This is a genomic window from Thalassiella azotivora (assembly GCF_054781695.1).
Genome location: NZ_BAAGTX010000003.1, coordinates 19,928 through 37,096, shown reverse-complemented (window position 1 = coordinate 37,096; position 17,169 = coordinate 19,928). Strand labels below are relative to the sequence as shown.

Here is a 17,169-nt window from a genome sequence, read left to right as displayed (position 1 = left end):
GCGAGAGGTTTGTGGCTGCGCCGGATGACTGTGGCCTGACGGAGGGCCCAACGTGGCACCTGGCTCACGAACCTTGGAGGAACCGTGAACGACTCGGCCCTGATCGCCGTCGGGCTCCCGGTGGCACTGGCCATCATCATGTTCGGGCTGGGCCTGTCCCTGGTCCCGGAGGACTTTCGCCGGGTGGCGCGTCGGCCGAGGGCGGTGGTCGTCGCGCTGTCCCTGCAAGTCATCGTGCTGCCCGCCCTGGCGTTCGGACTCGTGCTGGCGTTCCAGGTCGATCCCCTCGTCGCTGTCGGCGTGATGCTGCTGGCTGCTTCACCCGGAGGCACCACCGCGAACCTGTTCAGCCACCTCTTCCGAGGCGACGTGGCGCTCAACGTCACCCTCACCGCGATCAACTCGGTGCTGGCTGCCCTGACCATCCCCGTCATCACCAACCTCGCGATCGACTTCTTCGACGCCGGAGACGCACTCGGGCTCCAGTTCGGGAAGGTCGTGCAGGTCGTCGCGATCGTCCTGGTGCCCGTCGGGATCGGCATGGTGGTGCGGCAGCGCTCGGAAGCCTTCGCGGTGCGAGCGGACCGACCCGTTCGGGTCTTCTCCATCGTCGTCCTCGCCGCGGTCTCCCTCGGCGCGATCCTGGGGGAGCGGGAGAACCTCGACGGCTACCTGCGCGAGGTCGGCGCCCTGGTCGCGATCTTCTGCCTGGCGAGCCTGGCCCTCGGCTACACCGGAGCCCGGCTGTTCCGGCTCGGTCGTGGACAGGCCGTCGCGAGCGCCATGGAGGTGGGGATCCACAACACGACGGTGGCGCTCACCATCGCCCTCAGTGTCCTGGGCAGCGCCGCGGTCCGATCCCCGCAGCCGTCTACAGCATCGCGATGTACCCGCTGGCCACCGCCTTCGGCTTCGCCATCACGCGCACGGGAACGCCTGCCCGGCGGCCGGAGCTCTCCCAGCGCGTGACGATGTGAGCACGTCCTCCACGCGTGTGGCTCAGTTGTCATCTCGATGACAACGCGGCGAGCAAGCCTTGTGCGAACGGTGTGCATCCGTGTGGGTGACGCCTCAATACCGTCGGTCACGCACGACGTCCTGTGTGACGAGCCTCACCGGACTGTCTGCGCCACTCATCGTGACCGGCAGATCCCATCCTGCTGGCGCGTCGGCCCACGTGAGAGGGACACATGCACGTACCGCATCGGAAGACGGCGCTCGCCGTGCTCGCGCTGTCGTTGGCGGGGACCTTCGTCCCGCTGAGCCCGGCCCCGGCGACGGCCGCGGACCTCGTGGGTGAGGTCTGGGCCTCGGACCTGCCCTTCGTCTCCGCGACCAACGGCTGGGGTCCCGTCGAACGCGACCGCTCGGTCGGCGAGCAGGGCGCCGGTGACGGACGCATCCTGGAGATCGACGGCAAGAACCACAGCAAGGGCCTCGGAGTCCACGCGGACTCCGCGATCCGTTTCGACCTGGGAGGCGACTGCGAGGTCTTCCAGGCCGAGGTCGGGATCGACGACGAGGTCGGCAGTGCCGGCAGCGTCATCTTCTCGGTCGTCGCCGACGGCGTCCAGGTGGCCCAGACCAAGACGCTCACGGGTGCGATGGACCCCGTCACCCTGTACGCCAGCATCGACGGTGCCCAGACGGTTGACCTGCTGGTGTCCCAGGCCGAAGGCGGCATCGCCAAGGACCACGCCGACTGGGCGAGCGCGAAGTTCCGGTGCTCGGGGGATGGCACGGCACCCTCGCTCGACCTGCCGGCTCCGCCCACGTCCTCTGTCTTCGCCAGCGACTGGCCGTTCCTGCTCCCTCCGGCCAACGGGTGGGGGCCCGTTGAACGAGACACGGCCAACGGTGAGCAGGCGGCGGGAGACGGACCGAAGCAGCGGCTCAACGGTGTGACCTACGCGAAGGGCCTGGGTGTCCACGCCGGCTCCTTGGTGAGCTACCACCTCGGAGGACGGTGCTCGGCGTTCACGGCGAAGGTCGGGGTGGATGACTCGCAGGGCTGGCTGGGATCGGTGCGGTTCAGGGTCTTCGCAGACGGGGTGGAGGTGGCCGACACCGGCAAGATGCTCAAGGGGACGGCCACCAGGTCCATCTCGGCGGTGACGGCAGGCGCTCAACGGCTCGACCTGCTGGTCGACAACACCGGGGACGGGAGCGACCACGACCACGCGGACTGGGCTGACGCTCGACTCGTCTGCGGCGACGACGCCACCGGCGATGCGTTCTACACCCCACCGGCACAGCTCCCTGCGGGCATGGGCGAGCTCGTGCGCACGGAACCGTCGCAGTTCTGGGTGACGCCGCTCAAGGTGGTGCCGGTCGACGCCACGGTCACCCGCCTGATGTACACCTCGAGCGACCGCAACGACGAGCAGATCGCCGTCACGGGCCAGCTGGTCGTGCCCAACCAGGCGTGGAACGGCGCCGGTCCCCGTCCGCTGGTCGCCTACGCAGTCGGTACCCAGGGTCTGGGTGACACCTGCGCTCCCTCGCGGCTGTCCGACGGCAGTGGCCTGGAGTACGAGAACGTCTTCATCGCCGGTCTGTTGTCCAAGGGCTACGCAGTGGTGGTGACCGACTACCAGGGCCTGGGCACTCCCGGCCTCCACACCTTCATGAGCCGTGAGGTCCAAGGGCGTGCCGTCCTGGACTCCGTGCGCGCGGCCATCGCCGTACCCGGGTCGGGGATCACCGCTACGACGCCGGTCGCCATCATGGGCTACTCGCAGGGAGGTGGGGCAGCGGCGGCCGCGGCCGAGCTCGCCCCGACGTACGCGCCCGAGCTGTCGCTCGTGGGAGTGGCGGCCGGCGGCGTGCCAGGCGATCTGCTGGCCACCGCCGACAAGCTGGACGGGACGCTCACGGTCGGGTTCATGGCCTACGCGGTACTGGGGGTGTCCGAGGGCAGCTACGGCGTGGACTTCGACCCGTACCTCAACGACAGAGGTCGCGCGTTGATGGCAGAGGTCCGGGACGAGTGCGTGATCGAGACGATCCTGGACCACGGGTTCATCCGGACGTCGACGCTCACGGCCGACGGATCGCCCCTGCCGCAGGTGCTTCGCAGGCCGGAGTTCGCCGGCATCATCGGCGAGCAGCTCATCGGCGATGGTCGGAAGCCGGCGGTGCCGACGTTCGTGTACCACTCCGCCACCGACGACGCGATCCCCTTCGCGGCAGGGCTGGGAACGGCCCAGCGATGGTGTGGTCAGGGTGCCGACGTGGGCTTCGCCAAGGGGGTGGTCCCCGGCCACGTGGGCGGCGCGTTCGAGTTCTACCCGCGCGCCATGGAGTTCCTCGGCGCCCGGCTTCGTGGTGAGTCCACCGCGTCGAGCTGCCAGACGATCTGAGGCTGTCAGCCGCTCGCCGGGCCGGTCGCTCGCGCGACCGGCCCGGTTCGCGGTGCTGGGGCTGCACGAGGACGAGAACGACCCCTGACGCTGGAAGACGTCGGACGGTGTCTTCGCAGGTCAGGGGCCGTTCTCAGGGACCTGGCAGGTGGGCGTCACCCACCCGGGACTAGATGTCGAAGTACAGCTCGAACTCGTGCGGGTGGGGGCGCAGCCGGATCGGGTCGACCTCGTTGACGCGCTTCCACTCGATCCACGTCTCGATGAGGTCCGGGGTGAAGACGTCGCCCTCGGTGAGGTAGTCGTGGTCGGCCTCGAGCGCGTCGAGGACGGCCGGCAGCGAGCCGGGGACCTGCTCGATGGCCGCGTGCTCCTCCGGCGGCAGCTCGTACAGGTCCTTGTCCACCGGCTCCGGCGGCTCGATCCGGTTGCGGATGCCGTCGATGCCGGCCATGAGCATCGCGGAGAACGCCAGGTACGGGTTCGACGACGGGTCCGGCACGCGGAACTCGATCCGCTTGGCCTTCGGCGAGTTGCCGGTGATCGGGATGCGCACGCACGCCGACCGGTTGCGCGCCGAGTACACGAGGTTCACCGGCGCCTCGTAGCCGGGGACCAGGCGGTGGTAGGAGTTCACCGTCGGGTTCGTGAACGCCAGCAGGGACGGGGCGTGCTTGAGCAGGCCGCCGATGTACCAGCGCGCCATGTCGGACAGCCCGCCGTAGCCGCGCTCGTCGAAGAACAGCGGCTCGCCGTCCTTCCACAGCGACTGGTGGGAGTGCATGCCCGAGCCGTTGTCACCGAACAGCGGCTTCGGCATGAACGTGGCGGTCTTGCCCTCGTCCCACGCGACGTTCTTGATGACGTACTTGAAGAGCATCACCTGGTCGGCGGCGTGCTGGAGCGTGGAGAACCGGTAGTTGATCTCCTGCTGGCCGGCGGTGCCCACCTCGTGGTGCGCCCGCTCGACCTGCAGACCGACCTGCTCCAGCGTCAGCGTCATCCGGTCGCGGATGTCGGCGAAGTGGTCGACCGGCGGCACGGGGAAGTACCCGCCCTTGTACCGGGTCTTGTAGCCGCGGTTGCCGCCCTCCTCGGCGCGGCCGGTGTTCCACGCGCCCTCGACCGAGTCGATGAAGTAGTAGCCGGCGTTCTGCTTCGTCTCGAAGCGGACGTCGTCGAAGACGTAGAACTCGGCCTCGGCACCGAAGTACGCGGTGTCCGCGATGCCCGTGCCCCGCAGGTACGCCTCGGCCTTAGCGGCGATGTTGCGCGGGTCGCGGCTGTACGGCTCGTCGGTGAACGGGTCGACGATGGAGAAGTTCATCACCAGGGTCTTCTCGGCCCGGAACGGGTCGACGAACGCGGTGGTGGGGTCGGGCACCAGCTTCATGTCGGACTCGTGGATGGCCTGGAAGCCGCGGATCGACGACCCGTCGAACATCTGGCCCTCGGTGAACGCGTTCTCGTCGAACCCGGACGCCGGCACGTTGAAGTGCTGCATCACGCCCGGCAGGTCGCAGAACCGCACGTCGACGAACTTCACGTCGTTGTCCTTGAGGTACCGCAGGACCTCGTCGGAGTCCTTGAACATCAATCCTCCTCGGTGGGGCGTGGGTGCCCGGTGCGTGGACGACGGTAGGCAGGCGGGGTTTCCCGGCAGTGTCCCGAGTGTTTCCCGGATGTTACGCACCGTCTGGGCCGGGCCGGGTCCGGTGCACCTGGCGGCGGCCCCCTCCGGGGCCGTGGGTAGCCTCCCTGGGTGCCTGTCGGACGCGCACCCAGCAGCTACCCCGGTGAGCGGCTCGGCCTGCCCGAGCGCGGCCCGGGGTCGGTGGCCAGGGTCGGACGCCGGCTCGTCGGCGTCGCGGTCGACTGGGCCCTCGCGCTCGCGGTGTCCCACGGTTTCGCGGGGGGCGACCCGTGGGCGACCCTCGCCGTGTTCGGGCTGCTGCACGCCGTGCTGACCGCCACGACCGGGACGTCGGTCGGGCACCGGCTCGTGGGGGTGCAGGTCGTCGGCATCGGCGAGGGTGCACCACCGCCCGTGCGCGCGGTGGCCCGCAGCTTCCTGCTCTGCCTGGCCCTGCCGGCGCTGGTGTGGGACTCCGACCAGCGGGGCCTGCACGACCAGCTCGCCCGCACGGTCCTCGTCAGGCGCTGACCCGGGGTCGCGGCGCCGGGGAGCGCGGCGCCTGCGAGGGCGCCGCCGCAGTCCCCAGCGGTTCCCGGCCCCGGGCCCGACCTCGCAGGGTGAGCGTGCGCTCCTCGTCCTGCCACCGCAGCCGGCGGGCGCGCTCCGCGGCCAGCGCGGCGGCCGCGTTGCCGGCCGCGCGCCGCGCCATCGCCTCGTCGCACGCCACCAGGAGCACCGCCAGCGGGTTGCCCGCTCCCACGTCCAGCACGTTCACCGTGACCTCCGCGCTGCCGCCGTCCGCCCCCGACCGGGGGAGGTGGGACCAGCGAACCCCCGGCGTGTTGCGTCCAGGTGACACCAGGTGAGCACCAGGTGAAACGTCCCGGACGTCGCGGCGCTCAGCGACCGCGCTGGGCCTTGCGGTCCGGCCGCACCCGCAGCGGGTCGATGCCCTGCGGGATCGGCGGGCGCATGCCACCGAGCGCCTTCAGGCGCCGGTTGACCTCGGCGACCTCGGCCTTCGTCAGGGTGGGCTTGAGCTTCATCACCGTGCGACCGAGCCGTCGCAGCGGCACCTGGCCCTCGGCCTGACCGGACTGGATGAGGTGCACCGGCACACCCGGCAGGACCCGCGCGACCCGCTTGCGCTCCTTCTCCAACAGCTTGGACACCCGGTGCGGCGGACCGTCCGACACGAGCACCACCCCCGGACGGCCGACGGCGCGGAAGACGGTGTCCTGCGTCCGCGGGTCGATCGCGACGGGCTCCTCGGGGACCGTCCACCCGCGGCGCAGCACGCGCAGACCCGCACCGGCGGCGCCCGGCTGGCCCTCGATCTGCAGGTAGGCGGCGCGCTCGGCGCGACGGGCCAGGATGAACATCGCCGCGAGCACCGCCATCGGCAGGCCGAGCACGGTGGCGTAGATCGGGTGCCCGGTGAGCAGACCGATGCCGAGCGCGACCGCGAGGATCCCCGCGAACGCCAGGAGCATCCACCACACGACCGCCGGGTCGGCCTGGCGGGTCATCCGGAAGACGGCCCGGACCTGCGCCATCCGCCCGCCGCCGGAGCCGGCGCGCTTGCGGCGCCTCAGCAGCCCCCGACGGGGTGCGGGGGTCTCGTCGGGGGAGGCGGGAGGTGCGGTGCGGGCCATGGGTGTCGAGGATACGGGCTCGCGAGCGTGCCCCTGCACGCCGCCCGGCGCACCCCGGCGACCACGAGCCGGACGGCTCAGCGAGCCAGCAGGCTGCTGGCCTCCTGGCTGGCGGGGGTCTGCTCGGCCAGGTGCGCCAGCGCCTCCGGCAGCTCCTCGCCGCGACGGCGCTTCGCCTGCGCCCACAGCCGGCCCGCGCGGTACGACGAGCGCACCAGCGGCCCGCTCATCACCCCGGCGAAGCCGATCCGCTCCGCCTCCTCGCTGAGCGCGACGAACTCCTCCGGGCGCACCCACCGCTCGACGGGGTGGTGCCGCGGGGAGGGCCGCAGGTACTGGGTGATGGTGACCAGGTCGGTCCCCGCCTGGTGCAGGTCGCGCAGCGCCTCGACGACCTCGTCGATCGTCTCGCCCATGCCCAGGATGAGGTTCGACTTCGTCACCAGGCCGGCGTCGCGGCCCATCGTGATGACGTCGAGCGAGCGCTCGTACCGGAAGGCGGGGCGGATCCGCTTGAAGATCCGCGGCACGGTCTCGACGTTGTGGGCGAAGACCTCGGGCCGGGCGTCCAGCACCTGGCCGACGAGCTCGGGGACCCCGTTGAAGTCCGGGACGAGGATCTCCACCCCGGTGCCCGGGTTCAGGTCGTGGACCTGGCGCACCGTCTCGGCGTACAGCCACGCGCCCTGGTCGGGCAGGTCGTCCCGGGCGACGCCGGTGACCGTGGCGTAGCGCAGGCCCATCGCCTGGACGGACTCCGCGACCCGACGCGGCTCGTCCCGGTCGAGGGGCGAGGGGCGCCCGGTGTCGATCTGGCAGAAGTCGCAGCGCCGCGAGCACTGCTCGCCCCCGATGAGGAAGGTGGCCTCGCGGTCCTCCCAGCACTCGAAGATGTTGGGGCAGCCGGCCTCCTCGCACACCGTGTGCAGCCCCTCGCGCTTCACCAGCGACTTCAGGCCGGTGTACTCCGGGCCCATCCGGGCGCGGGTCTTGATCCACTCGGGCTTCTTCTCGATGGGCGTCTGCGCGTTGCGCGCCTCCACGCGCAGCAGCCGACGTCCCTCAGGCGCGATGGTCACGCGACTCCCTCGGGTCGGGTCGAGCAGGTCGGGTCGAGCAGGTCAGGTCGAGTAGGTCCGTACTCGTCCGGTCAGCGTAAGCCCTCGCGTGCCCCGGCCATTCCGCGACCGTAGGGTCGGGCCATGGACCTGAGGATCTTCACCGAGCCGCAGCAGGGCGCCTCCTACGACACGCTCCTGCGCGTCGCGCGGGCCACCGAGGAGCTGGGCTTCGACGCGTTCTTCCGCTCCGACCACTACCTCGCGATGGGCTCGGGGGACGGCCTGCCGGGGCCCACCGACGCCTGGACGACGCTGGCCGGCCTGGCGCGGGAGACCTCGAGGATCCGGCTCGGCACCCTCGTGTCCTCCGCGACGTTCCGCCACCCCGGCGTCCTGGCGATCCAGGTCGCGCAGGTCGACCAGATGTCCGGTGGCCGGGTCGAGCTGGGCCTGGGCACCGGCTGGTTCGAGCGGGAGCACGAGGCGTACGGGATCCCCTTCCCGTCGCTGGGGGAGCGGTTCGACCGCTTCGAGGAGCAGCTGGACGTCGTCACCGGGCTGTGGGGGACGCCGCAGGGTGAGTCGTTCTCCTACGAGGGCGAGCACTACCGGCTCGTCGACTCCCCGGCGCTGCCCAAGCCCGCCCAGGAGCGCGTGCCGCTGGTCGTCGGCGGCACCGGCAAGCGCCGCACCCCCCGGATCGCAGCACGCCACGCCACCGAGTACAACGCCTCCTTCACCTCCCTGGACACGACGGGCGAGCTCTTCGAGCGGGTGCGCGCGGCGTGCGCGGACGCCGGCCGCGACGCGGCGTCCATGACGTTCTCCGTGGCGCTCGCGGTCGTCTGCGGCGCGGACGACGCGCAGGTGCGGCAGCGGGCGGAGGCGATCGGCCGCGACGTCGAGGAGCTGCGGAGCAACCACCTGGCGGGCACCCCCGACGAGGTGGCCGACAAGATCGGCCGCTACGCCGCGCTCGGTGCCGACCGGGTGTACCTGCAGGTGCTCGACCTGGACGACCTCGACCACCTCGAGCTGGTCGCGTCGCGGGTGGCGCCGCAGGTCTGACCCGCGGACGACTCAGGCGGTGCCCACCGCGGCGGCCGGTCGGGCCGGTTCCGGCAGGGTCGCGGCCAGGTGCTCGCGCACGGACCCGAGCACGTCGGCCACCCGCACCGGGCGCCCGAGCTCGGCGGACAGCGACGTCACGTCGGCGTCGGGGATGCCGCAGGGCACGATCCGGGCGAAGGCGGCCAGGTCGCAGTCGCAGTTGAGGGCGAAGCCGTGCATGGTCACGCCCTGGGCGACGCGGATGCCGATCGCCGCGACCTTGCGCTCCCGGCCTCGGTCGTCGGCCGGCACCCAGACCCCGCTGCGGCCCTCCACCCGGCCGGTGCGGACGCCGAGGTCCGCGCACACGTCGATCAGGGCCTGCTCCAGGCGGCGCACGTACGCGACCACGTCCACCGGGTCGGACAGCCGCAGCACCGGGTAGCCGACGAGCTGGCCGGGGCCGTGCCAGGTGATCTTGCCGCCGCGGTCGACGTCGACCACCGGCGTCCCGTCGGACGGCCGCTCGTGCGGCTCGGTCCGCTTGCCCGCCGTGTACACCGCCGTGTGCTCCAGCAGGAGCACGGTGTCCGGACGGGAACCGGCGGCCACCTCGGCGTGGACGGCGCGCTGCCGCTCCCACCCGTCGGCGTACGCGACCGTGTCCGGGGCGAAGCCCAGCTCGACGAACTCCACCAGCGCTCCTCGGGTCGTGGGCAGGACGTGCCGTCACCGGCCCCTGCAGGCTACGCCGTGGTCGCGCCGTCCGGTCACGACCACCGCTGCTCGGACAGCCTGCGCACCAGGGTGACGAGCTGCTCGCGCAGGTCGCGGGTGCCGTCGGCTCCCAGGGCGTCCCGGAAGCCGACCTCGACGTCACCGCGGTGGTCGCCCTCGGCCTCGGCGCGTGCGCTGCGGCCCGCCGGGGTCAGCGACACCAGCACCTTGCGCCGGTCGGCCTCGCTGCGGGTGCGCAGCACGTAGCCCGTCCGGGCCAGCCGCTCCACCAGGCGGCTCATCGTCTGCTCCTGGACCTGGGTGCGCCCGGCGAGCTGTCGCTGGGTCATCGGCTCGTGCTCGAGCAGGTGCAGGACGGCGAAGCTCGCGTGGTTGAGGTCCCACCGGGCGAGGTGGGCGTCCCACGCGTGCTCCACGAGCCGCGCGGCGGTCGACAGCAGGCGCCCCGTCGGCCACTGCTCGAGGGGGTCGTCACCGGGCTGCGCCCCGCGGGCCGGGGTGGTGTCCTGGGACGTGGCGTGCTCCGCTCCTCGTCGTGACCGGTCGCCCGACGAACGCCGGGTTGCGGCCCGGACCCGTCGTGCACAAGATACTCAGCAGGCTGAGGAAAGTGCCGCCGGAACGCATCCGCGGCCCGGCCCCCGCCGGAAGTCCTCAGCGAGAAGCCTACGAGCAACCGCAGCCGGCACGACCCCGGCCGGCGGCCGAAGCACCCGGGAGAACCATGAGCAGCCGCACGGCGCAGCGTGAGCACGAGGGCGCCCCGGCGTCACGCACCGGCGGGGGGCGGACACGCAGGGCGGTCGCCCGCAGCGTCGCCCTCGTCCTCGTCCTGCTCACCTGGCTCTCCGTCGCCGGAGTGGGCGGTCCGCTCGTCGGCCGGCTGTCCGAGGTGCAGCGCAACGACAACGCGTCCTTCCTGCCGGACTCCGCGGAGTCGACCCGCGTCAGCGAGCTGTCCGCCGGGTTCACCGAGGACGAGACGCTGCCCTACTTCCTCGTGGTCGAGCGCTCCGGCGGCCTGCAGGAGGGCGACCTGGCCGCCGTCCAGGAGTTCGTCGACGGGTTGGGCGACCTGCCGCTGCCCGGCGAGGAGAACGCGGACCTGACGGTCGGCGACTACCTCGCCGACCAGCCCGTTCCCGTCGTGCCCAGCGAGGACGGCGAGGCCGTGCTCGCGGTCATCGGTCTGGACGCCCAGGAGGCCGAGCGCAACCTGCCCGACGGCGAGTCCGTCGTTTTCGGCGTCGGCGAGGCCATCAGGGACGGCCTCGCCGAGGAGGTCGCCGGCGACGGGCTCGACCCCTACCTGGCCGGACCCGGCGGTGTCCTCGCGGACCTCGTCAACGCCTTCGCCGGGATCGACGGCAGGCTGCTGCAGGTCACCCTCGCGGTCGTCTTCGTCATCCTGCTGCTCGTCTACCGCAGCCCGGTGCTGCCGTTCGCCGCGCTGATGTCGTCGCTGTTCGCGCTCGCCGCCGCGGGCGGCGTGATCTACCCGCTGGCCGACGCCGGCACCATCGACCTCAGCGGCCAGAGCCAGGGGATCCTGTTCATCCTCGTCGTCGGCGCCGCGACCGACTACGCCCTGCTGCTCGTGGCCCGCTACCGCGAGGAGCTGCACGACCACGAGTCGAAGTACCAGGCGATGAAGGTCGCCTGGCGCGCCACCCTCGAGCCGGTCGCGGCCAGCGGCTCGACCGTGGTGCTCGGGCTGCTGTGCCTGCTGCTGGCGGACCTGGCCTCCACCCGGGGCCTGGGTCCCGTGGGGGCCATCGGGATCGTCGCGGCCATGCTGTCGGTGATGACGTTCCTGCCCGTGCTGCTGCTGTGGCCCGTCATCGTCCTGCTGCTCGTGCTCGGCGGTGTCCTCGCCGGGGTCGGCGCGTTCGTCGCCGGCCCCACCGGCGCGCTGGTGGCGCTCGGGGCCGTCCTCGTCACCGCCCTGGTGCTGGCGGTGCTGCGCCGGCGTGCCCTGGCCGGGGCCGCTCCGGGTGACCGGCTCGCCTGGTACGCCCGGCCGGCGTCGGGACGCTGGCTGTTCTGGCCCCGGGTGCCGGGGACCGACGGCGTGCGGGCCAGCGACGCCGTGGACGGCACGGGGCTGTGGGGCCGCGTCGCCCGGCTCGTCGGCGGGCGCCCGCGCGTCGTGTGGGGCGTGACCGTCGCCGCCCTGCTCGGGCTGTCGGCGTTCGCGCCGACCTTCGAGGCCGACGGGCTGGCGCAGACCGAGGTCTTCCGCGAGGAGCAGGAGTCCGTCGTCGGCCAGGAGGTCATCGACGAGCACTTCCCCGGCGGTGCGGGTAGCCCGGCGCTCGTCCTGGCCCCCGAGGAGCTCGCCGAGGAGGCGCTGGAGGCCACCCGGGGGGCCGACGGCGTGGCCAGCGCCTCGTTCACCGCGGCCGCGCCCCCGCCCGGTGTCGGTGGCCCCGGTGCTGGTGGCCCCGGTGCCGGGGGACCGGGTGCCGCTGCTCCGGGTGGTGCCGGCGCCGACCCGGAGCCCCTCGTCGTCGACGGGCTCGTGCGGATCGAGGCGGTCCTGGAGGAGGACGCCGGTAGCCCCGCCGCCGAGCGGGTCGTCGCCGACCTGCGGGAGCGGCTCGACGACGTCTCGGACGAGGTGCTCGTCGGCGGGAGCACGGCCAGCAACCTCGACGTGCGCGAGGCCAGCAACCGGGACCTGCAGCTGATCGTCCCGTCCATCCTGGCCGTCGTCCTCGTCGTCCTGGTGCTGCTGCTGCGTTCCGTGGTCGCTCCGGTCCTGCTCGTGCTGGCGAACGTGCTGTCGTTCGCCGCGACGATCGGTGTGTCCGCGATCGTCTTCAACGAGGTCCTCGACCTGCCCGGCGGCGACCCGACCGTGCCGCTGTTCGGCTTCGTCTTCCTCGTCGCCCTCGGCATCGACTACTCGATCTTCCTGATGACCCGGGTGCGCGAGGAGTCCGTGAACCGCGGCACCCGCCCGGGGGTCCTCGTCGGGCTCGCCGTCACCGGCGGGGTGATCACCAGCGCCGGCATCGTCCTGGCCGCCACGTTCTCCGCCCTCGTGACGCTGCCCCTGGTGTTCCTGCTCCAGATCGCCTTCATCGTCGCCTTCGGCGTCCTGCTCGACACGTTCGTCGTGCGCTCGCTGCTCGTCCCGGCGCTGTCGTACGACCTGGGCCGCCGCGTGTGGTGGCCGTCGCGCCTGGCTCGTCGCGCGTCGGATCCCGACGGCGCGCGCGGGAGCACGCAGGAGGTCGTGACCGCGGGGGAGCGGCGGTGATCCCCGCCCGGGTGGGTCTCGTCGGCTACGGCGACGCCGGTCGGGGCATCCACGCCCCGCTGCTGCGCCGGGCGGGCCTGGAGGTCGCCGTCGTCGCGACGCGCGACCCCGGCCGGCGGGCCGCGGCGGTCAGTGAGCTGCCCGACGCGGAGGTGGTCGACGACCTCGAGACGGTGCTGCGGCGCGACGTGGACGTCGTCGTCCTGGCCTCGCCGAGCGGTGTGCACGCCGAGCAGGCCGTCAGGTGCCTGCGAGCGGGCCTGCCGGTCGTCGTCGACAAGCCGCTGGCCACCACGGCCGCCGCGGCGGCGGAGGTCGTCGAGGTGTCGCGCTCCGAGGGCGTCGCCCTCACGGTCTTCCAGAACCGCCGGTGGGACGCCGAGCACGTCGTGCTCAGGCGCCTGCTGGCCGAGGGCTCCCTCGGCGAGGTGTTCCGCTTCGAACGGCGCTGGGAGCGCTGGCGGCCCGTGCCCAAGGACCGCTGGCGCGAGAACGCCGACGCGGCCGCGGGCGGCGGGATCCTGCTCGACCTGCACACCCACCTGGTGGACGCCGCGGTCGACCTGTTCGGGCCCGTCACGCGCGTGTACGCCGAGGTGGCCGCGCGCACCACGACCGCCGAGGACGACGCCTTCCTCGCCTGCACCCACGCCAGCGGCGTCCGCAGCCACCTCGGGGCGCTGTCCCTGGCGGCGGCTCCCGGACCGCGCACCAGGGTGCTGGGCACCCACGCCGCGTACGTCGTCACCAGCTTCGAGGCGGAGCCGACGGCGTTCAGCGACCTGCTCGACGCCAGTGAGGAGCACTGCGGCTGGCGGGTGGTCGGGGACGACCGGGAACCCGTGGACCGCCCGGACGTCGAGCACGCCGACTTCTACCGGGACGTCGCCGGGGCCCTGGGCGGGCAGGGCCGCTGGCCCGTCGACCCGGCGGACGCCGTGCACGTGCTGGCCGTCGTCGACGCGGCCCGGACCAGCGCCCGCACCGGCGAGGTCGTCGCCGTCCCGCAGGTGACGCCGACCGACTGAGGCCGGTCGCCGGCTCAGGTCGGCGGCCCGACTCGGCGCGTGCCGCCGGGGGACGTCAGCCGGCGAGCAGACGAGGCTCCAGGCGCTCCTCGACCGCCAGGTCGCCGTCGTCTCCGTGCTCACGTCGGACCACGTACGCCGCGCTGCCCGGTACCTCCGTGACCGCGTCCACCAGCTCGGTGCCGCGGTACACCAGCCCCACGCCGTCGTCAGTGCAGTGGGTCTGCGGCAGCGTGCCGTCGGCGACGAGCCGGTGCACCAGGGGGCGGCGGCCCGGCTCGGAGTCGTAGTGCACGCCGTTGCCGTACGGCAGCAGCCCGAGGGCGTCGGTCACCGGCCGCAGCTGCGGACCGAAGGAGTCCGTCGTCCCGCCGACGAACCAGCAGATCGACCCGGCCGACACCCCGCCGAGGACCACCCCCGCGTCCCACGCCTCCCGCAGCACGTCGTCCAGGCCGTGCACCCGCCAGACCGCGAGGAGGTTGGCCACGGAGCCACCGCCGACCCACACGACGTCGCTGCCGAGGACGGTCGCGCGCACGTCCTCGACGTTCGGCATCGGGAACAGGTGCAGCGGGGTGATCTCCCACCCGGCGACCCGGCCCGCCTCCAGCCCCCACAGCGACCAGCGCTCCTGGTCCCCGCCCGCGGTCCCCAGCAGCGTCACGCGGGGCCGCCCCCCGGCGCCGGACAGGTCGACGCAGTGCCGGACCAGGGGCCCGAACTCGACGGCGACGCGCTGCCCGCGCCGGTACCCGCCGGACGTCGCGACGACGGTGGGTGGGCGGTCGCTCGTGCTGCTCACCCGCGCATCCTGCCAGTGCCTGTGGACGGGACGCGGCGGTGGGCGCGCGCCGTGCGCTTGGATGTCCGCCGTGACCGCGCCCAGCACCGCCCGCGGCCGGCCCCCGGCCGTGCCGGGGTACCGGACCGGACGGCTCCTCGGCTTCGGAGGTCAGGGCGAGGTCTGGGCGGCCGTGCACGAGCAGAGCGGGCGCCGGGTCGCCCTGAAGGCCCTGCGCGTGGGGGAGGCCGCCCAGGCGCGGGCCCTGCGTGAGGCGATGCTGCTGCGTCGCATCGAGCACCGCCACGTGCTCCGGGTGGAGTCCGTCGTGCGCTCGGGGGACGACGGCGTCGTGCTGGTCCTGGAGCACGCGCCCGGCGGGAGCCTGGCCGCCCTGGTCGCCGCCCGCGGCCCGCTGGACCCGGGGGAGGTCGTCACGGTCCTCAGCCCGTTGGCCGGCGCGCTGGCGGACCTGCACGCCAGGGGGCTGGTCCACGGTGACGTCTCGCCGGGCAACGTCCTGTTCGCCGCCGACGGGCGGCCGCTGCTGGCCGACCTCGGCGTGGCCTCGTTGCTCGGCGTGGACGAGCGAGGTGAGCGCCACGGCACGCCCGGTTTCGTCGACGCCGTCACGGGGCCCACGACGCCGCCGGCGCCGGCAGGCGACGTGTTCGGGCTGTGCGCGGTCGGCTGGTTCGCCCTCACCGGTCGCGCGCCCCAGCCGGCCGGTGCCCGCACCCCGCTCGGCCCGGTGGCCCCAGGCACCCCTGCCGAGCTCGCAGCCGTCGTCGAGAGCGGCCTCGACGTCCGGCGCTCTCGGCGCCCGACGGCGGCGGAGCTGTCGGTCGCGGTGTACGACGCGGCCCCCGCGGCCCCCGTGCGGCTGGTGCCGACCGACCCCCTGGCGGCTGCCGCGGACGTCGTCACCCACCGGCTGCGCCTGGACGCCGCGCAGGCCCAGGAGGAGGTCCCTGCGGTACCCCGGCGACGTCGGTGGCTGCGGCCGCTGCTGGTGGGCCTCGCCGCCGCGGCGGTGACGGCGGCGGTGCTGGCGGCCGCGGTGCTGCTGGGGGTCGGCCGTGGGCCCGGCGGCGACGGGCCGGCGGTCGCGGCACCGGGCGCGACGAGCGGCGCTCCCGAGCACGGGGACGGGCAGGACGCGGCCCTCGAGCAGGCGGCCGGCGAGGACGTGGCAGCCCGGACGGCGGCCCTGGCCGAGGGACTCTCCCAGGCCGACCCGGCCGGGGCGGTCCAGGTCCTCGCGGACCTGCGGGCCCTGGCGCTGTCCACGGGCAGTGACGTCCCGCTGCGGGCGGCCAACGAGCCCGGTGCGCCGGCGGCGGAGCAGGACGCGGCGCTGCTCGCAGGGCTGACCGCGGACGGCCTCGTCCTGCAGGACCTCGTGTTCGAGGTGCGGCGAGCGGAGGTCGTCGAACCGGTCGGTGCCGAGCAGTCGCCGGACGAGGGGGCCGTGGCCGTCGTGACGGCGGACGTGGTGACCGGGCCGCACCGGCAGGTGCGGGCCGACGGGGCCGTCGTCCAGGAGGTCGCCGAGGGCACCGTCGTCACCTCGCGCCTGACGCTGGTCCGCCTCGACGGGCGGTGGGTGGTCCGCTCCGTCGGGTAGGCCCCGTCGGCGTCAGCGGTCGGGCGCGTCCTCGACGAGCCAGCGCACCGCGTCGGCGAGGGTGCGGTGCCGGAACGAGAAGCCCGCGTCGAGGAGCACCTGGGGGACGACCCGCTGGCTGGAGACGACGTCGTCGGCGAAACCGCCGAGGACGGTCCGCAGGGCGACGCGGGGGACCGGCAGCACGGCGGGCCGGTGCATGGCGGCCGCGAGCGCGCGGATGACCTCGGCGTTGCGGGCCGGCTCGGGGCCGGTGACGTTCACGGGACCGTCCACCGGCTCACGCAGCACGAACCGGACGGCGCCCAGGACGTCCTCCAGCGTCACCCAGCTCCACCACATCCGCCCACCGGCCAGCGGGCCGCCACCGCCGAGACGGATCGCCCGCAGCAGCGGCGCGAACGCCCCGCCCCCCGGGCCCATGACGAGCCCGATCCGCAGCAGCGGGACGCGGATGCCGGCGTCGCGTGCGGGACCGCTGGCCTGCTCCCAGTCGCGCACCACGTCCGCCAGGAACCCGTCGCCGGGTGCCGAGCGCTCGGTCAGCACCTCCTCGCCGCGGTCACCGTAGAAGCCGATCGCCGACGCGTTCACCAGCACCCGCGGTGGGTCGTCGAGAGACGCCAGGGCGGTGGCGAGCGTGCGCGTGCTGTCCACCCGGGAGTCGCGGATCACCGCCCGGTACGCGGGCGTCCACCGACGGTCCCCGACGCCCGCGCCGGACAGGTTGACGGCCGCGTCGACGCCGGCCAGGCGGGACGGGTCGAGCAGGCCCTTCGCGGGGTCCCAGCGGACCTCGTCGTCGGCACGCTCCGGGCGGCGCACCAGCCGGACGACGTCGTGCCCGTCGCGGCGCAGGGCCTCCACCAGCGGTCCACCGACGAACCCGGACGCGCCGCTGACCACGATCCTCATCCGCACACCTCACCACGACACGAGCCGGACGGCACGACGGCCGCACCC

14 protein-coding genes and 1 pseudogene are annotated in these 17,169 nt (G+C 73.7%); 7 read left to right on the top strand and 8 right to left on the bottom strand.

The window, feature by feature from the left end; translation table 11 throughout:
- Positions 1-84 precede the first annotated feature (84 nt).
- Together ACYVQV_RS02915 and ACYVQV_RS02910 are read left to right on the top strand one after the other, a co-directional pair.
- A pseudogene (locus ACYVQV_RS02915) lies at positions 85-977 on the top strand (bile acid:sodium symporter family protein).
- Between the two features lie 213 nt (positions 978-1,190).
- Positions 1,191-3,362: an NPCBM/NEW2 domain-containing protein gene (locus tag ACYVQV_RS02910; protein ID WP_461021764.1), complete on the top strand. Its 2,172-nt coding sequence runs from the start codon at positions 1,191-1,193 to the stop codon at positions 3,360-3,362.
- A 169-nt stretch (positions 3,363-3,531) separates the two neighbouring features.
- On the opposite strand, the gene glnA is transcribed toward ACYVQV_RS02910, so the two are convergent.
- Complete coding sequence (gene glnA / locus ACYVQV_RS02905; RefSeq protein ID WP_461021763.1) at positions 3,532-4,956, bottom strand: type I glutamate--ammonia ligase; 1,425 nt, start codon at positions 4,954-4,956, stop codon at positions 3,532-3,534.
- 168 nt (positions 4,957-5,124) lie between these two features.
- Here glnA and ACYVQV_RS02900 point away from each other — a divergent pair, with 168 nt between their 5' ends.
- Positions 5,125-5,526: an RDD family protein gene (locus ACYVQV_RS02900; RefSeq protein WP_461021762.1), complete on the top strand. Its 402-nt coding sequence runs from the start codon at positions 5,125-5,127 to the stop codon at positions 5,524-5,526.
- Here the strand turns inward: ACYVQV_RS02900 and ACYVQV_RS02895 are convergent.
- The 3 genes from ACYVQV_RS02895 to lipA form a co-directional block, all read right to left on the bottom strand.
- A complete protein-coding gene (locus ACYVQV_RS02895; protein WP_461021761.1) occupies positions 5,516-5,773 on the bottom strand; it encodes a hypothetical protein in 258 nt (85 codons plus the stop codon). The genes ACYVQV_RS02900 and ACYVQV_RS02895 overlap by 11 nt on opposite strands.
- A 124-nt stretch (positions 5,774-5,897) precedes the next feature.
- Positions 5,898-6,653: a DUF4191 domain-containing protein gene (locus ACYVQV_RS02890; protein ID WP_461021760.1), complete on the bottom strand. Its 756-nt coding sequence runs from the start codon at positions 6,651-6,653 to the stop codon at positions 5,898-5,900.
- A gap of 77 nt (positions 6,654-6,730) precedes the next feature.
- A complete protein-coding gene (gene lipA, locus ACYVQV_RS02885) occupies positions 6,731-7,732 on the bottom strand; it encodes a lipoyl synthase (RefSeq protein WP_461021759.1) in 1,002 nt (333 codons plus the stop codon).
- Positions 7,733-7,855: 123 nt separating this feature from the next.
- Here lipA and ACYVQV_RS02880 point away from each other — a divergent pair, with 123 nt between their 5' ends.
- Positions 7,856-8,782, top strand: coding sequence for an LLM class F420-dependent oxidoreductase (locus ACYVQV_RS02880; protein ID WP_461021758.1), 927 nt, complete (start codon positions 7,856-7,858; stop codon positions 8,780-8,782).
- Positions 8,783-8,794: 12 nt separating this feature from the next.
- On the opposite strand, the gene lipB is transcribed toward ACYVQV_RS02880, so the two are convergent.
- Together lipB and ACYVQV_RS02870 are read right to left on the bottom strand one after the other, a co-directional pair.
- Positions 8,795-9,460: a lipoyl(octanoyl) transferase LipB gene (gene lipB, locus ACYVQV_RS02875; protein ID WP_461021757.1), complete on the bottom strand. Its 666-nt coding sequence runs from the start codon at positions 9,458-9,460 to the stop codon at positions 8,795-8,797.
- Positions 9,461-9,534: 74 nt separating this feature from the next.
- Entirely contained in the window at positions 9,535-9,918 is a 384-nt protein-coding gene (locus ACYVQV_RS02870; protein WP_461021756.1) for a MarR family winged helix-turn-helix transcriptional regulator, read from the bottom strand.
- A gap of 308 nt (positions 9,919-10,226) precedes the next feature.
- Between ACYVQV_RS02870 and ACYVQV_RS02865 the strand changes: the two genes are divergently transcribed.
- Entirely contained in the window at positions 10,227-12,767 is a 2,541-nt protein-coding gene (locus ACYVQV_RS02865; protein WP_461021755.1) for an MMPL family transporter, read from the top strand.
- Entirely contained in the window at positions 12,764-13,795 is a 1,032-nt protein-coding gene (locus tag ACYVQV_RS02860; protein ID WP_461021754.1) for a Gfo/Idh/MocA family protein, read from the top strand. The genes ACYVQV_RS02865 and ACYVQV_RS02860 overlap by 4 nt, the downstream gene beginning before the upstream one ends.
- A gap of 55 nt (positions 13,796-13,850) precedes the next feature.
- Here the strand turns inward: ACYVQV_RS02860 and ACYVQV_RS02855 are convergent, their stop codons facing one another.
- Positions 13,851-14,600, bottom strand: coding sequence for a Type 1 glutamine amidotransferase-like domain-containing protein (locus ACYVQV_RS02855; protein WP_461021753.1), 750 nt, complete (start codon positions 14,598-14,600; stop codon positions 13,851-13,853).
- Positions 14,601-14,670: 70 nt separating this feature from the next.
- On the opposite strand from ACYVQV_RS02855, the gene ACYVQV_RS02850 reads away from it, so the two are divergent.
- Positions 14,671-16,206 (top strand): protein kinase domain-containing protein, encoded by a 1,536-nt coding sequence (locus ACYVQV_RS02850; protein ID WP_461021752.1) that lies wholly within the window; start codon positions 14,671-14,673, stop codon positions 16,204-16,206.
- A 12-nt stretch (positions 16,207-16,218) separates the two neighbouring features.
- Here ACYVQV_RS02850 and ACYVQV_RS02845 read toward each other — a convergent pair whose 3' ends face one another.
- A complete protein-coding gene (locus ACYVQV_RS02845) occupies positions 16,219-17,121 on the bottom strand; it encodes a TIGR01777 family oxidoreductase (protein ID WP_461021751.1) in 903 nt (300 codons plus the stop codon).
- Positions 17,122-17,169 lie beyond the last annotated feature (48 nt).

Bases quoted from the DNA above. Each gene is read 5' to 3' on its own strand.
- ACYVQV_RS02910 (WP_461021764.1), top strand. From the start codon at position 1,191: ATGCACGTACCGCATCGGAAGACGGCGCTCGCCGTGCTCGCGCTGTCG.
- glnA (WP_461021763.1), bottom strand. From the start codon at position 4,956: ATGTTCAAGGACTCCGACGAGGTCCTGCGGTACCTCAAGGACAACGAC.
- ACYVQV_RS02890 (WP_461021760.1), bottom strand. From the start codon at position 6,653: ATGGCCCGCACCGCACCTCCCGCCTCCCCCGACGAGACCCCCGCACCC.
- ACYVQV_RS02880 (WP_461021758.1), top strand. From the start codon at position 7,856: ATGGACCTGAGGATCTTCACCGAGCCGCAGCAGGGCGCCTCCTACGAC.
- ACYVQV_RS02865 (WP_461021755.1), top strand. From the start codon at position 10,227: ATGAGCAGCCGCACGGCGCAGCGTGAGCACGAGGGCGCCCCGGCGTCA.
- ACYVQV_RS02845 (WP_461021751.1), bottom strand. From the start codon at position 17,121: ATGAGGATCGTGGTCAGCGGCGCGTCCGGGTTCGTCGGTGGACCGCTG.